The organism is Herbaspirillum sp. CF444 (genome assembly GCF_000282135.1).
Classification (GTDB): domain Bacteria; phylum Pseudomonadota; class Gammaproteobacteria; order Burkholderiales; family Burkholderiaceae_D; genus Herbaspirillum.
In genome coordinates, this window is record NZ_AKJW01000009.1 from 1 (window position 1) to 15,390 (window position 15,390).

16 protein-coding genes are annotated in these 15,390 nt (G+C 60.1%); 8 read left to right on the forward strand and 8 right to left on the reverse strand.

The features are described from left to right. A partial coding sequence (locus PMI16_RS01355; RefSeq protein ID WP_007875616.1) for a LysR family transcriptional regulator occupies positions 1–514 on the reverse strand: 514 nt, incomplete at its 3' end. Positions 515–661: 147 nt separating this feature from the next. On the opposite strand from PMI16_RS01355, the gene PMI16_RS01360 reads away from it, so the two are divergent. The 3 genes from PMI16_RS01360 to PMI16_RS01370 are packed head-to-tail and all read left to right on the forward strand — an operon-like array spanning position 662 to position 2,991. Beyond that, positions 662–976, forward strand: a complete 315-nt coding sequence (locus PMI16_RS01360; RefSeq protein WP_007875618.1) for a Dabb family protein — start codon at positions 662–664, stop codon at positions 974–976. Positions 977–1,035: 59 nt separating this feature from the next. Continuing rightward, a complete protein-coding gene (locus tag PMI16_RS01365) occupies positions 1,036–2,100 on the forward strand; it encodes a maleylacetate reductase (protein WP_007875620.1) in 1,065 nt (354 codons plus the stop codon). Between the two features lie 27 nt (positions 2,101–2,127). Next, entirely contained in the window at positions 2,128–2,991 is an 864-nt protein-coding gene (locus tag PMI16_RS01370) for a dioxygenase family protein (RefSeq protein ID WP_007875622.1), read from the forward strand. A 115-nt stretch (positions 2,992–3,106) separates the two neighbouring features. Here the strand turns inward: PMI16_RS01370 and PMI16_RS01375 are convergent, their stop codons facing one another. From PMI16_RS01375 to PMI16_RS01385, 3 genes are all read right to left on the reverse strand, one after another. Then, positions 3,107–3,532: an organic hydroperoxide resistance protein gene (locus tag PMI16_RS01375; RefSeq protein ID WP_007875624.1), complete on the reverse strand. Its 426-nt coding sequence runs from the start codon at positions 3,530–3,532 to the stop codon at positions 3,107–3,109. A gap of 184 nt (positions 3,533–3,716) precedes the next feature. Further along, positions 3,717–4,139: a MarR family winged helix-turn-helix transcriptional regulator gene (locus PMI16_RS01380; RefSeq protein WP_007875626.1), complete on the reverse strand. Its 423-nt coding sequence runs from the start codon at positions 4,137–4,139 to the stop codon at positions 3,717–3,719. 180 nt (positions 4,140–4,319) lie between these two features. Next, positions 4,320–5,276 (reverse strand): bifunctional helix-turn-helix transcriptional regulator/GNAT family N-acetyltransferase, encoded by a 957-nt coding sequence (locus PMI16_RS01385; protein ID WP_007875628.1) that lies wholly within the window; start codon positions 5,274–5,276, stop codon positions 4,320–4,322. Between the two features lie 94 nt (positions 5,277–5,370). Between PMI16_RS01385 and PMI16_RS01390 the strand changes: the two genes are divergently transcribed. The 3 genes from PMI16_RS01390 (at position 5,371) to PMI16_RS01400 (ending at position 8,203) form a co-directional block, all read left to right on the forward strand. Then, a complete protein-coding gene (locus PMI16_RS01390; protein ID WP_007875630.1) occupies positions 5,371–6,162 on the forward strand; it encodes an SDR family NAD(P)-dependent oxidoreductase in 792 nt (263 codons plus the stop codon). Between the two features lie 139 nt (positions 6,163–6,301). After that, positions 6,302–7,483 carry an elongation factor P maturation arginine rhamnosyltransferase EarP gene (gene earP / locus PMI16_RS01395; protein ID WP_034378809.1) on the forward strand — a complete coding sequence of 394 codons (1,182 nt, stop codon included), beginning with the start codon at positions 6,302–6,304 and terminating at the stop codon, positions 7,481–7,483. 144 nt (positions 7,484–7,627) lie between these two features. After that, the gene (locus tag PMI16_RS01400) at positions 7,628–8,203 is read left to right on the forward strand and encodes an elongation factor P (RefSeq protein ID WP_007875641.1); all 576 of its coding nucleotides are present in this window, start codon (positions 7,628–7,630) and stop codon (positions 8,201–8,203) included. A 90-nt stretch (positions 8,204–8,293) separates the two neighbouring features. Here the strand turns inward: PMI16_RS01400 and PMI16_RS01405 are convergent, their stop codons facing one another. After that, complete coding sequence (locus PMI16_RS01405) at positions 8,294–9,118, reverse strand: FadR/GntR family transcriptional regulator (RefSeq protein ID WP_007875643.1); 825 nt, start codon at positions 9,116–9,118, stop codon at positions 8,294–8,296. Between the two features lie 87 nt (positions 9,119–9,205). Between PMI16_RS01405 and denD the strand changes: the two genes are divergently transcribed. After that, a complete protein-coding gene (gene denD / locus PMI16_RS01410; protein ID WP_007875645.1) occupies positions 9,206–10,180 on the forward strand; it encodes a D-erythronate dehydrogenase in 975 nt (324 codons plus the stop codon). Between the two features lie 307 nt (positions 10,181–10,487). Here the strand turns inward: denD and mmsB are convergent, their stop codons facing one another. The 3 genes from mmsB to PMI16_RS01425 all read right to left on the reverse strand — a co-directional run bounded on the left by mmsB (position 10,488) and on the right by PMI16_RS01425 (position 14,235). Continuing rightward, complete coding sequence (gene mmsB, locus PMI16_RS01415) at positions 10,488–11,381, reverse strand: 3-hydroxyisobutyrate dehydrogenase (protein ID WP_007875647.1); 894 nt, start codon at positions 11,379–11,381, stop codon at positions 10,488–10,490. A 32-nt stretch (positions 11,382–11,413) separates the two neighbouring features. After that, positions 11,414–12,922 carry a CoA-acylating methylmalonate-semialdehyde dehydrogenase gene (locus PMI16_RS01420; RefSeq protein ID WP_007875648.1) on the reverse strand — a complete coding sequence of 503 codons (1,509 nt, stop codon included), beginning with the start codon at positions 12,920–12,922 and terminating at the stop codon, positions 11,414–11,416. Positions 12,923–13,020: 98 nt separating this feature from the next. Continuing rightward, positions 13,021–14,235, reverse strand: coding sequence for an ABC transporter substrate-binding protein (locus PMI16_RS01425; protein ID WP_007875649.1), 1,215 nt, complete (start codon positions 14,233–14,235; stop codon positions 13,021–13,023). 162 nt (positions 14,236–14,397) lie between these two features. Here PMI16_RS01425 and PMI16_RS01430 point away from each other — a divergent pair, with 162 nt between their 5' ends. Further along, positions 14,398–15,315, forward strand: coding sequence for a LysR family transcriptional regulator (locus tag PMI16_RS01430; protein WP_007875650.1), 918 nt, complete (start codon positions 14,398–14,400; stop codon positions 15,313–15,315). Positions 15,316–15,390: the final 75 nt, after the last annotated feature.

Genomic DNA, 15,390 nt, shown 5'->3' on the forward strand with positions numbered 1-15,390 from the left:
AGGCTGGCGCAGCCGCCAGCACACGTGGCGTACTGGCCAGTTTACGCACCGTGATGGCGGAGTCGGGTTCGAATTCGCGCGTGCGGATGGCGATGTCGATGCCGCTTTCAATCAGGTCGAAGTAACGATTGGCGGCGACAATCTGGACCTCGATGTCGGGATAGCGCTGCGTGAATTCCGGCAGCAAGGGGGTGATGTGTTTCAGGCAGAACGATAGCGAGGCGGTAATGCGCAAGGTGCCGCTGGCGGCAACCGTGTTGGCGTTGACGGCGGCTTCGGCGTCGCTGATCTCGGCCAGCACGGCCTTGCAACTGCGGCAAAAATGTTCGCCTGCTTCGGTCAACAGGAGACGACGCGTATTGCGTTCGATCAGCCGCGCGCCCAGGCGCTGCTCCAGCGAAGCGAGATAACGGCTGGCCGTGGCGTTGGAAATGTCCATCTGCTCGGCGGCCTTGGAGAGGCTGCCGAGTTCAGCGGTATTGACGAACAATTCGTATTCGGTCCAGCGATCCATGATGAGGTCTTTGTGCTCGTGGTTGGCGAATTTAGTTTTTCATATTCAGTTTTTCATAAAATGAAAATAAGAATTTCAAACAAGGCATTCTTTTTCATTATTTGATCAACTATATTACCCAAAAACCATGAGGCCCATGAGGCAATAATGAAAGTGAGACACATCGTGATGTGGGACGTCGCCGGTACGCGCGGCAGCCCCGAACACGCGGCCAACCTGGCCGCCCTGAAGCAGGCCTTCGAGCCGCTCGCCGCAAGCGGCGTGATTCCCGGTTTGCTCAAGCTGGAAATCGGTATCGACTACAGCGCAGTGGACTACGCGTGCGACGTCGTCTTGCTGAGCGAATTCGACAGCGCCGAGGCGCTCGCCGTCTATCAGACGCATCCAGCCCACGCCGCCGCCAAACAACAGATAGGCGACATCCGCATCGCGCGGCACCAAGTGGACTATTACTTCAACTGATCCGATGGCGCCCATCTGGAGTAGCGCACCATCGGATTGCTCCCTGAACGGACAGCATCATGACCCAGACCTTTACCTATAGCGCCGCACCGGCGCGCATCCTGTTCGGCGCCGGCCGTGCGGCGGAAATCGCCGACGAGCTGCGCCGCCTCGGATGCCGGCGTGCACTGATTTTGTCGACGCCGGCACAGCAGCAGCTGGCCGAACAAATCGCGCAACAATTGGGCGAGCTCTACGGCGGCAGCTTCACCGAAGCGGTCATGCATACGCCGGTCGCCGTCACTGAAAAAGCCCTGGCCTACCTGCAAGCGCAGCAGTGCGACAGCATCGTGGCGTTGGGCGGCGGCTCCACCATCGGCCTGGGCAAGGCGCTGGCCTTGCGCACCGATTTGCCGCAAGTCGTGTTGCCAACCACTTACGCGGGCTCGGAAGTAACCGCCATCCTCGGCCAGACCGACAATGGCGTCAAAACCACGCAACGCTCGCCGCGCATCTTGCCGGAAGTAGTGATTTACGACGTCAACCTGACGCTGACGCTACCGCCCGCCTTGTCCGCCACGAGCGGCATGAACGCATTGGCGCATGCGGTCGAAGCACTGTACGCCAAAGACGCCAACCCCATCGTCTCGCTGATGGCCGCCGAAGGCATACGGGCGTTGGCGCGCAGCTTGCCGCGCGTGGTCGCGCAACCCGACGACCTTGCCGCCCGCAGCGATGCGCAATACGGCGCCTGGCTATGCGGCACCTGCCTGGGCGCGGTCGGCATGGCCTTGCATCACAAGATTTGCCACGTGCTCGGCGGCACCTTCGATTTGCCGCATGCGCCGACCCACACCATCATGCTGCCGCATGCGCTGGCCTACAACGCGCCGGCGGCGCCGCAAGCGATGCGCGTGATTGCCGATGCGCTCGGCGTGGACGATGCCGTGAGCGGCATGCATGCGCTGGCGCAGAACCTGGACACGCCGCTGGCCTTGCGCGATATAGGCATGCCTGAAGGCGGGATCTTGCGCGCAGCGGAGCTGGTCATGCAAGACGCCTACTGGAACCCGCGCCCGCTGGAACAGCAAGCCATCGCCGCCATGCTGGCGCGCGCCTGGGCCGGCGAGACGCCGGCCAGCTGAGCTGAGTTGAGTTGACAGGAAAAGACCATGCGAAATTTTGATGAAAACAATATCACCCGCGCCGTGCTGGAGCGCCTGCAAAACGCTGCCTCGCCGCGCATGCGCCAGATCAGCGAAGCAGTGGTGCGCCATCTGCACGCACTGATCCAGGAGGTCGAACCGAACCAGCAAGAGTGGCTGGCGGCGATCGAATTTCTCACCGCGACCGGACAGATGTGCAGCGACACGCGCCAGGAATTCATCCTGCTGTCCGATACGCTGGGCGCCTCGATGCTGGTCGACGCCATCAACCACCGCCATCCCGGGGACGCCACGCAAACCACGGTGCTGGGCCCGTTCTACGTCGAGAATCCAAAGCAACATGCACTGGGCGACATGATCTCGCACGATGCCGACGGCGCACCGTTGCTGGTCGAAGGCAGCGTCGCCGCGCTCGACGGGACGCCCATCGCCGGCGCCGTGGTCGATGTCTGGCATTCGGACAGCGACGGCTACTACGATGTACAGCGCCAAGATGGTTTGCAGCACCTGAGCGACCGCGCGCGCTTCGTTACCGATCGCGAAGGTCGTTTCTGGTTTCGCTCGATCGTGCCGGCGTTTTATCCGATTCCCAACGACGGCCCGGTCGGCAAGATGCTCGATGCGCAAGGACGCCATCCTTACCGTCCGGCGCACGTGCATTTCATGATCAGCGCACCGGCCTGCGATACGCTGGTGACGCACCTGTTCCTGGCCGACGATCCTTACCTCGACTCGGACGTTGTGTTCGGCGTCAAAGACGCCTTGATCTGCAAGCTCGAAACACAAGCCGCGGGCGTCACCGCGCGCGGCAACACAATTGCGGCGCCAATGGCCGCCTTGCGTTACGACTTCATGCTGGCGCCGGCTTGACCGGCACTTGACTCATTGCCGCTGATGATGCGTCCCTGCATCGCCTGAACGAAAAAACGCCCTTCAACGAAGGGCGTTTTTTTACATCGAACGATTCAGACAACAGGCAGACGGCTTATACCAGTGTCAGTGTGACGTTGATGTTGCCGCGTGTCGCGTTCGAGTAAGGGCAAACCTGGTGTGCCTTGTCGATCACCGATTGGGCAACGGCGCGGTCCAGGCCCGGCAGGGAAATATTCAGCGCCACTTCGATGCCGAAGCCGCCTGGAATGGTGCCGATGCCGACAGTGCCGGTGATGCTGGTGTCGGCAGGGATGGCGATCTTTTCCTGGCCGCCGACGAACTTCATCGCACCGAGGAAGCAGGCCGAATAACCGGCTGCGAACAGTTGTTCAGGATTGGTGCCGTTGCCGCCTGCGCCGCCCAGTTCCTTCGGCGTGGTCAGCTTGACGTCCAGGATGCCGTCGGACGACTTGGCGGAACCTTCGCGGCCGCCGGTTGCAGTTGCAGTCGCTTGGTAGAGTGCTTTTTCGATTTTCATTTTGATTCCTTTCGAGTGGTATGAAGAATGATGCAGGGGATGCATCGATTAAAAAACATAAGGATAAATAAATTTTAAACAATAAAATTGCTAACAATATAAATAATATGCGGTGAAACTCACTTCTGCTGCTTAACGAACTGCTGTCACTTATGCAACTGCGACAGCGACAAAAACCGTGGCATTACTCGTCTGCATCATCCAGCAAACCCTTGCGCAACTCTTTGAGCTGTTCTCGCAGATTAGCAACCTGTTCCAGCGGTGGCAAGGAGCACATCAGTCGCTCCGGGACGGCCATTGCCCGCTTGCGCAAGGCACGGCCTTCCTGGCTCAGGCGCACCACCACGCGGCGTTCGTCTTCCACGTCACGGGCGCGATGCAGCAGACCCATCGTTTCCATGCGCTTGAGCAAAGGCGTCAGGGTGCCCGAATCGAGGAACAGCTTGCCGCCCAGGTCGGAAACCGTGACTTCGTCCTTTTCCCACAAGACCAGCATCACGAGATATTGCGGATACGTCAGATCGATGTCCTTCAGTATCTTCTTGTACACCTTGGTCATCGCCAGCGACGCCGAGTACATGGCGAAGCACAATTGATTTTCAAGCATGAGGGCCTGATCAATCGCTGCTGCCGGTGTCTTCGATGTGTTTGCGTTTGCCATGGACGAATAATACATAGCCAAAAATTAAATTGCAAGCAATTTAAATAAAAATCCGCATTGATTTAAAAATACAACGAACTTGCGAATAGTTGCTTATTTACAAAATCACCTGCCGATCCACCAGCCTCAACGCTCGAAACGCTGCTCCACCATCTCTTTGCCCCACTGCGCGCCCGGCCATTCTTCCTTGAGCCGGAATCCGCTGCCCTCATACAGACGGCGCGCCGCATCCAGTCCCCGAAAAGTCCACAACTGTACCGATGCAAATCCCTGTGCATCGCAGAATGCCATCGCCGCATCCATCAGGCGGCGCCCCACGCCCGCGCCGCGCAGGCCGTCGTCGACGATGAACCAGCGCAGGTGCGCCTTGTTGTCGCCCAGATCCTGGCCGTCGATGGCCACCGATCCGACGATGCGCTGACCTTGCACGGCCAGCCACAAACCATTGCGCGAATGCTCCAGGCGCGGCACGAATTCCGCCAATCCCGCCGCCACCTTGCTCTCGAAAAAACTGCCGAAGCCGACGCTGCGCGCATAAAACATTGCATGCATCTGGACCATGCGGCCGATCACGCCAGCCTGATAACCGGCGACGATGCGAATCTCGTCGGCCGGCACCATTGCCTTGCCCGACCGGCGCGCTTCCAGCGCCTGCGCATAGACGCTCAGCCCTTGCGCCACGGCGTCCTGCTGATCCACGCTCAATTGTTCGAGCGCGCCGACAACCTGCTTGCGGCCGAACGCCTGGACGGCAGTCAGCGTGCGCCGGCCTTGCGGCGTCAACGCCAGCCATTTGACACGGCCGTCGAGGTCGCTGGCCTGCTCCTGCAACTCACCGGCTTCGATCAGCTTGCGCACCATACGACTGACGCTGGATTTTTCAAGATCGAGGAATTCGGCAAGCTGCGCGGCGCTCATCGATTTGCGCGCGCCGATCTCGATGATGGCGTGTACCGCGGATGGCGGATAGTCGGTTGCCGCCAGCGTGGATTGCATGAAGCCCAGCTCGCGCACCATCCGGCGCGAAGCGGTACGGATGCCGTCGACAAAAGAAAAATCCGGCGAAGAGCCTGCTTTTTGCATATTTTCCATCCCTCTTTTCATATAGTTGTATTATACAACTATAAATCGCGGAGACATCCATTACGACGAACATGCTTCCCTCAGGAGAAACACCATGGAAACGATGCCCGAAAAGGAATGCAAGGCCAGCCCATACGACATGACCGGACAGGTCGCATTGGTGACCGGAGGCGGCAGCGGCATCGGTCGCGCCGCGGCGATTCGCATGGCGCGCGCGGGCGCCAGCGCCGTGGTGATTGCTGGCCGGCGTCAATCGGAAGGAGAAGCCGTAGCCGCCGAATGCCGCGCCGCCGGCGCACAGAGCCTTTATGTACAAACCGATGTCACGCAGGAAAGCGACGTCCAACGCCTGATCGACACCATACTGGCGCAATTCGGACGCCTGGATGCCGCCTTCAACAACGCCGGCCGCCAGGAACGGCGGGCATCCCTGCATGCACAGGAACCGGGCGTTTACGACGCCATCTTCGATGCCAATGTCCGCGCCGTGTTTCTGTGCATGAAATACCAATTGCCGCCCATGCTGGCTCGCGGCAATGGCAGCATCGTCATCAATACGTCCGTCAGCGGCGTGCGCAATCCCAATCCCGGGCTTGCGCTCTACTCGGCCTCCAAGGCCGCCGCCATTTCACTGATGCGGTCGGCTGCCATGGAATACGCGCCCCGCGGCATTCGCATCAACGCGATTGCCCCGGGCAGGGTGGTCACCGACATGATGCTCTCGTCGGGCATCGCCGACATGTCCGCGGTGGCCGCGGGCCTGCCCCTCAAACGCATGGGGCAACCCGAGGAAGTCGCCGAAGCCGTGCTATGGCTCCTGTCAGGCGCAGCATCTTACGTAGTCGGTCACGTGCTGGCCGCAGATGGCGGATTCCTCGCTTCATGAGTTCATCGGCCCGGTCCGCAACGGTATTCGCGAGCCATCGCTCGCCGCCGCGAATCCCCTGTATCATGCGGACCAGCATGATTGCGGCTGCAAAAATGCAGCTTATTTCTTGCCATCCAACATCCCGAACATTCTGGAAATGCATTCGACAACATCCTCGCAGGCGTCCCACGCCATCTCGCTCGCCCTGTTCTGCAAGGTGGTCGACAACTACGGCGATATCGGCATCTGCTGGCGGCTGGCGCGGCAATTGCAAAAGGAACACGGCGTCATCGTCACCTTATGGGTCGACGACCTGAAGAGTTTCCGGCGGATCTGCCCGGAAGTCGCGACCGATAGCGAGACGCAGGAAATCCAGGGCGTCATCGTCCGGCACTGGCGCGATCAGGAAGGCATATTCCGCGCCGCCGACATGCCGAACATCGTCATCGAATTCTTCGCCTGCGACATCCCGCCCGGCTACATCAAGGCCATGTCGGAATGCACCCCGCGTCCGGTGTGGCTGAATCTGGAAGGCCTGACGGCCGAAACCTGGGTGGAAGGCTGCCATACGCTGCCTTCGCCGCATCCGCAACTGCCGTTGACGAAGTACTTCTTCTTTCCGGGATTCAACCAGCGCACCGGCGGCCTGCAAGTCGAATCCGACCTGGCTGCGCGACGCGAAGCTTTCCTCGCCGATCCGCGCGCCGCCGCCGATTTCCTGGCGCAGTTCGGCGTGACCGAAGCCGGGATGGACGCGCTCAAGGTATCGCTCTTCTGCTACCCGCAAGCACCGATCACCGCCTTGTTCTCGGCATGGCAAGCAAGCGGGCACGCCGTCATCTGCCTGGCGCCGGAAGGCGTCGGCGGCGATGCCGTGACGGACTTTCTCGGCCAGCCCTCAATCGCAGGGGCGCATGCCACGCGCGGCAGCCTGACCGTGCGCGTCATTCCCTTTGTGCCGCAACCCGACTACGACAAATTGCTATGGGCCTGCGACGTCAATTTCGTGCGCGGCGAAGACTCCTTCGTGCGCGCGCAATGGGCCGCCAAACCCTTCATCTGGCATATCTATCCGCAAGACGAGAACCTGCACCACGTCAAACTGAAGGCATTCCTGCACACCTGCCCGGCGGCAACGGAGAGCCTGACGGCGCTGGCGCTGGCCTGGAACGGCGCTGCCGGTGATGCAATCGACGTCGCCGCGCTATGGCGCGACATGCAAGCCGACCTGCCGAACATTGCCAGGCTGTCCATGGATTGGGAGCAAGTGTTGCTGGCAAACGGCGATTTGGCGACGAATTTGCTGAAGTTTGCAGAAACAGTTCCGCCGAGAGTCTGAAGCGGCAAAAAATTAGGTTAAAATATAGGGCTAATTTTTACGCATCAATGCATCAACAATTTAATCGTACGTGGGCTTGCGGTGTTTTTTTGCCAGTAGGCTACAGAAGATTTTTACGCAACCTACTTTTTACGTATATTCGCTATGAAATTTGCAAAAGAAATTCGCGTCGGCAACATCATTATGGTTGACAGCAAGCCGATGATCGTCCTGCGCTCCGACGTCAACGGTTCGAGCCGCACCGGCTTCACTTACAAGTGGAAGATGAAGAACCTGCTGACCAACAGCCCGCAAGAAAACGTGTTCCGCGGCGACGACAAGTTCGACGTGGTCGTGCTGGACAAGAAGGAAGTGACTTACTCCTACTTCGCCGATCCGCTGTACGTGTTCATGGACTCCGAATACAACCAGTACGAAATCGAAGGCGAAAACCTGGGCGACGCACTGGGTTACCTGAAGGACGGCATGGAATGCGAAGCAGTGTTCTATGACGGCAAGGCAATTTCCGTCGAACTGCCGACCACCATCGTGCGCCAGGTCGTGTACTCGGAACCGGCAGTCAAGGGCAACACTTCGGGCAACGTCCTGAAGGAAGCCAAGATCGAAAACGCGATTGAAGCGAATCAGATCGTCGTGATGGTCCCGCTGTTCGTCAGCCAGGACGACCAGATCGAAATCGACACACGCACCAACGAATACAAGAAAGTCGTTCGCAACTGATTTCAGTTATCCGGAAGTGCAAATAAAAACGCCGCGTTCTTCGCGGCGTTTTTTTTCGTCCCGGTATTTCAAGAGCATGTACGACGCCGGCTATTTGAGTTCCCCGGCCTGCGCCAGATGACGCGCAGCCTTTCCGCCCTCGCTGGCCCAGAAAGCCGTATCGGCCGCCTGGATGCGCACTGCCGAGTTTTCCATGTGCCGCAGCGCCGCCGCACGCGCCGCATCGGCGTCGCCATCGGTGATCGCCTGCGCAATCACGGCATGCTCATCGCGCACCTGCTGGCGAAAATCTTCGCGTCGCGCTTCGTTGATACGCGCCACCCGGATCGCCGCCTGCAAGAACTGGCTCAGGAATTGCAACAACGACGTATAGAGAGGATTGTGCGCCGCCTCCGAAATCGCGGCATGGAAAGCAAAATCTTCCTGCACGCCATCCCTGCCCTCCTGCACTGCCTTGTCGATGTTTTTCAAGGCCTGCCGGATGCGCTGGTTCTGCGTCTTGGTGCGCCGCTGCGCCGCCAATGCCGCCATTTCGCCTTCCACACCGCGACGCAGCTCGATCACGCGCAGCACCGCCTGAATCGAATCCTGCACGTCGATGTCGAGACGGAACGGCGTGGCGTTGTTCGGCGCCAGGACCACGGTGCCGCTGCCTCTGCGCGAACCGACCAGGCCTTCCGATTTGAGCCGCGAAATGGCTTCGCGAATGACGGTGCGGCTGACCTGAAAGCGTTCGGTCAGTTCGTTCTCCGACGGCATGCGCTCGCCGGGTGCAAAGTCGCCCTGGCGAATCTGGTCGTACAAGGTCGTGGTGACGCGATCGGCCAGCGTGCCCTTGGCCGAATCAGGTGCGGCAGGCTGCGGCGCGCCGGCATTGTTTTTGGAAAGCTGAGAATTTTTCATGTTGGTTGACATGATACCGCTTTCTTTTTACACTGGCCGCAAAGTTGTATGACAACTTATCGAATTTGCCCGTAACATCCAAACAATTCAGGAGCATAAATGCATATCGTCATCACCGGCGGCGCCGGTTTTCTGGGTAGCCGTCTGGCGCGTCAATTGCTCAAGCGCGGTCAACTGACCGGCAGCGACGGCAAGCAGCAAGCCATCAGCCGCATCACCCTGCTCGACGTGGTCGCCGCACAAGGCTTCGACGACGCACGCATTGAATCGGTCGTCGGCGATATCGCCGATGCCGCCGTGATCGAGCGCGTCATCGACAAGGACACGCAATCGATTTTCCATCTCGCCGCCATCGTCAGCGGCCACGCCGAGGCCGACTTCGAGCTCGGCATGAAGATCAATTTCGACGCCACCCGCATCATCCTGGAACGCGCCCGCGCGCTCGGCACCAGGCCGCGCGTGGTGTTCACCAGCTCGGTCGCGGTGTTCGGCGGCGAGCTGCCGGCGCAAGTCCCGGACAATGCGCTGCTGATGCCGCAAAGCTCCTACGGCGCGCAAAAAGTCATGGGCGAATTGCTGGTCAACGACTACAGCCGCAAAGGCTTCATCGACGGCCGCGCGCTGCGCATGCCAACCATTTCCGTGCGTCCCGGCGCGCCGAACAAGGCGGCGTCGAGCTTCGCCAGCGGCATCATCCGCGAACCGCTCAACGGCCAGCCCTCGGTATGCCCGGTCAGCCCGGAGACACGCATGTGGCTGATGTCGCCGCGCAAGGCGATCGACAATCTGATCCACGGCCATGAAATCAACGGCGCCGACCTCGGCCTGGCACGCTTCCTCAGCATCGACGGCCTGTCGGTCACCGTGCGCCAGATGGTCGATGCGCTGGAACAGGTCGCCGGCGCCGACGTCGTCAAGCTGATCGAATGGAAGGAAGACGAAGCCATCAAGCGCATCGTCAACTCCTGGCCGGGCAACTTTGAAGCGAAACGCGCAAAGGTGCTGGGCTTCACTGCCGACAGCGATTTCGCCGGCATCGTGAAGGCGCATATCGAGGATGAAGTGAAGAAGTAATTCTCTCCTTACTCCTCATGCAAAACGAAACGACGCTGAGTGAAATTGTCGTCCCAGCGAAGGCTGGGACCCAGTGTCGTTGCGGCCGTCTTTACGCCACTGGGTCCTGACTTTCGTCAGGACGACGGCTTGTGGGATCACTTGCAAAGACTTTTCGCGATCAACTCGACTGCCTCTTGCGCAGATAAAAAAGCGCGGATATCCCCAAGGACATCCGCGCCAGGTCTGATACCAACGGAGACCGCGCAACCATACCGACTCCCCGCACGGCGGCAACCAGACAGCAACTGCCGACTACCACTCCCTGTTACTTCGCTTTCGCCAGCATGTTGAACACGCTGGAAAAATCCAGGCCGCCGGCGCCGGCCTTGCTGTGGATGTCGTACAGGTTGCGCGCCAGCGCGCCCATCGGCACGCTGCTGCCCGTGGCCAATGCATTCTCCACCGCCAGCCCGAGGTCCTTGAGCATCAGGTCGACGCCGAAACCGCCGGCGTAGCCCTTCGATGCCGGCGCGTTTTCCATCACGCCGGGGCAAGGGTTGTAGACTTCCAGCGTCCAGTTGCGGCCCGAGCTCTTGGACATTACTTCCGACAGGACCTTGGGGTCCATGCCGTTGGCGATGCCGAGGCGGATCGCTTCCGAGGTGCCGATCATCAGGATGCCCAGCAGCATGTTGTTGCAGACCTTGACGGTCTGGCCGCTGCCGCTGGCGCCGGCGTGGTAGATCGCCTTGCCCATCTTTTCCAGATAAGGCCTGGCGAGACCGAAGCCGTCGTCGGTGCCGCCCACCATGAAGGTCAGCGTACCGGCCGTGGCGCCGCCGGTGCCGCCGGAGACCGGCGCATCCAGCATCGTGAAGCCCTTCTCCAGCGCGGCTGCGGCGACCTTGCGGGCGCTCTCCGGTGCGATCGTGGAACAGTCGATCAGCAAGGTGCCCGGCTTGATGTTGGCCAGGATGCCCTTGTCGCCGAGATAGATGGATTCCACGTGCTTGCTGGCCGGCAGCATGGTGATCACGACCTTGGCCTTGGCGACCGCCGCCATGGCGTCGGCTTCAGTCACGCCGCCGGTTTCGACCAGCTTGTCGACGCTGGCTTTGACGAGGTCGTGGCCGCTGACCGAGTATCCCGCCTTGACGAGATTTTGCGCCATCGGCAAACCCATGTTGCCCAGACCAATGAAAGCGATATCGGCGCTCATGTTGTTCTCCTTTTTCTCTGAGTGGATGCGGATTACTTCAGCGAAATCGTGGTATTGACCTGACCGGCCTCTTCGTCGGGTGCATACCAGCGCGCCGTGACCGTCTTGGTCTGCGTCCAGAACAGCACCGCCTGCTTGCCGTTCGGGCCCAGATCGCCGAGCTTGGAAGCACGCGAACCGGTGAAACTGAAGTAGGCCACAGGCACTGGAATCGGCACGTTGATGCCAACCTGGCCGACGTCGATTTCGTTCTGGAACTTGCGCGCCGCCCAGCCGGACGACGTGAAGATTGACGTGCCGTTGCCGTTCGGGTTGGCGTTGATGAAAGCGATCGCTTCGTCCAGGGTTTCGACTTCGACGATGCACATCGCCGGTCCGAAGATTTCCTGTTCGTAGATGTCCATGCCTGCCTTGACGCCGGTGAACACGGTCGGGCCGACGAAGTTGCCGTCTTCATGACCGGCCACCTTGCAGTTGCGGCCGTCGAGCAGCAGCTTGGCGCCCTGCTCCACGCCGACGCCGATCAGACGCTCGACGCGCTGCTTGGCGGCCTTGGAAACCAGCGGGCCGACATCGGCCTTGCGGTCGCTGCCCGGACCGACCTTCATGGCCTTGGAGCGCTCGACGATTTCCGGAATCCATTCCTTGGTCTTGCCCACCAGCACCACCACCGAGTTCGCCATGCAACGCTGGCCGGCGGCGCCGAATGCCGCGCCCAGCAGATTGTTGATGGCCTGATCCTTGGGCGCGTCGGGCAGCACGATGCAGTGGTTCTTCGCGCCCATCATGCACTGCGCGCGCTTGCCTGCTTCGCTGGCGCGGCGGTAGATGTGGGTGCCGACGTTGGTCGAGCCGATGAAGGACACGGCCTTGATGTCAGGATGGTCGCAGATCATGTTGGCCACGTCAGGGCCGCCATGCACCACGTTCAATACGCCCGGCGGCAGGCCGGCCTTGTTGGCCAGCTCGACCAGGAACAGCGACGAGGTCGGGTCCTGTTCGGAAGGCTTGAGCACGAAGGTGTTGCCGCAGGCGACCGAGATCGGGAACATGAAGCAAGGGAGCATCACCGGGAAGTTGAACGCCGTGATGCCGGCACCCACGCCGATCGGCTGATGGATGGTGTAGACGTCGACGCCGCCGGCCACGTTCTCGGCCAGTTCGCCCAGTTGCAGCGAGGTGATCGAGCAGGCGTGCTCGACGACTTCGAGGCCGCGCATGACTTCGCCTTCGGCGTCCGGCAGGGTCTTGCCGTGTTCGCGCGTGATCAGCTCGGCCAGCGGGCCGATATTGTCGCGCAGCAGTTGCTGGAACTTGAGCATGATGCGCATGCGTTGCGCCAGCGAGGTATTGCGCCAGGTCTTGAAGGCTTCCTTGGCATTGGCGACGGCGCGGTCGACTTCTTCTTTTGTCGCAAACGGCACGCGCGCCACGACTTCCTGCGTGGCCGGATTGAGCACGTCGCGCCATTCTTTCGAAGTCGACTGGACGTGTTCGCCGTTGATGTAGAGGGGAACGTTAGGAATGTTGGCTTGGCTCATGATGCATTTTCCATAGTGATGAAGAAGAAACCGGGAGGTGAATAAAATTCGCGGGTCGGAGATGACTGGCAATGTCGACACCCGACTCCCGGGAAAACTTATTTGACCAGCGGGCAAGCGGCATCCATAGGACGGAAAGCCTGCTGTGCCGGAATGGTCGACAACAATTTCAGATAATCCCAAGGCGCCTTGGATTCGGCCGGCGACTTGACCTGGTACAAATACATGTCGTGAATCACGCGACCGTCGGGACGGATGGAGGCATTGCGCATGACGACGTCGCTGATCGGAATCTCGCGCATCTTTTGCGAGACGACTTTCCAGTCCGAGGTCTTGGCAGCAGCGCGCGCCTTCAGGAAGTGATACACGCTGGAATACACGCCGGCCTGCACCATGGTCGGCTTGTTGTTCTTGAATTGCGCTTCGAAGCGCCTGGAGAAACCGCGCGTCTGCTCGTCGTAATCCCAGTAGAAGCCGTCGGTGTAGACCAGGCCCTGAGCCGCATCGAGGCCGAGCGCATGGACGTCGGACAGGAACACCAGCAGCGCCACCAGGCGTTGATCCTTGCCGCCCACGGCGAACGAACGCGCCTGCTTGATCGCATTGACGACGTCGGTGCCGCCATCGGCCAGGCCGATCACCTGGGCCTTGGATGCCTGCGCCTGCAGCAGGAAAGATGAAAAGTCGGAAGCGTTCAACGGATGGCGCACCGAACCCAGCACGGTGCCGCCGTTGGCCTTGACGACGTCGGCGGCATCTTTCTCCAGCGAGTGGCCGAAGGCATAATCGACGGTCACGAAATACCACGATTTGTTGCCCAGCTTGGTCAGCGCAGCAGCCGCGCCGGCCGCTTGCGAATAGGTGTCGAACATCCAGTGGAAACCGTTGCCGGCGCATTCGGTAGTCGTCAGCGCGCCGGTGGCCGGGCCGCTGTACATGGCGATGCCGCCCTTTTCCTTGATCAGCTTCTGCACCGCCAGCGCCACCGAGGAATTGGTCAGGTCGGCGATCGCCTCGACCTTGTCGCGGTCCAGCCATTCACGGGCGCGGGTGACGCCGACGTCGGGCTTGTTCTGGTTGTCGGCCGAGAGCACTTCAATTTTCATGCCCTTGCATTCGGCCTTGAGGCAATCCTCGATCGCCAGCCTGGCCGCGACTACCGAACCCTGGCCACCCATGGCGGAGTACGGGCCGGACATGTCGGTCAGGATGCCGATTTTGACGGTGTCGGAGTTTTGCGCCTGGACGGCGGCGGAAATACAGGTCAGGGAAAGCGCAGCCATTGCCAAGGCGGCACGGACGTTTTTTTGCATGGAGTCTCCTCGTTATATGTCTTATTTGCGTTCTGCTGAAATTGCTCTGCGGCGATCTCGAGACTCATTTTGCATGTGCGTTAATATCGTTACAATAACCAATAATTCAAAAGCCTTTTGCATAATTGCAAAGCACGACTAAAAGCACCGAATGGAGACGACATGCTGGATTGGGACAACCTCCGCGTATTTCTGGAACTCACGCGCAGTCAGGGATTGGTCGATGCCGCCAAGAAACTGGGCATCGATCACTCGACCGTATCGCGCCGCATCAAACGCTTCGAGGAACAGGTCGGCAGCCAGCTGTTCGACCGCAACAACCACGGTTACAGCCTGACCGCCGATGGCTATCGCCTGGTCGAATACGCCGAAAAGATCGAAAGCACCGTCTACGCCGCCGCCGAAGAGCTTGGCGGCCACAACCGCCTGCTGTCGGGCCAGGTGCGGCTGGGGGCGACGGAAGGCTTCGGCACCTTCGTGCTGGCGCCGCACATCGCCCACTTCTGCGCGCGCAATCCGCATATCTCGGTCGACATGCTGCCGATGCCGCGCTTCGTCAATTTGTCCAAACGCGAAGCCGACATCAGCGTTACCATCGAACGGCCGGTCAGCGGTAATTACGTTGTCACGAAACTGGCGGACTATGCCTTGAAGCTGTATGCCACGCCGGGATATCTGGAGAATCGCCCCGTCATCGGCAAGGTAGAAGATCTGGAACATCACAACTTCATCGGCTACATCGACGATCTGGTCTTCAGCGAAGAGCTGCGCTACAAGGAAAACATCGCGCCTGAGGCTTTTCGTGTCTTCCGCAGCACCAGCGTGATCGCGCAATACACGGCAGCGCGCAGCGGCCAGGCGCTGGCAATTTTGCCGTGTTTCCTGGCGCAGCAATCGGATGAGTTGGTGCCGGTGCTGCCGGATGAAGTGGAAATCATGCGTTCGTTCTGGCTGGTCGCGGCGAGCGAGCAACGCCATGTCGCAAGGGTGTCGGCGTTGTGGAGTTATCTGCGCGATTGCATGGAGCCGAACAAGGAATTTTTAATGGGAAAGTCGCGTCAAATGACGTGGATGAAATAAAAAACAGAAAGCGCAACCAGCGTGCATGTCAGGAAAGTGAAATACCCCCAACCGGGCCGTCCGGCCCGCAACCAA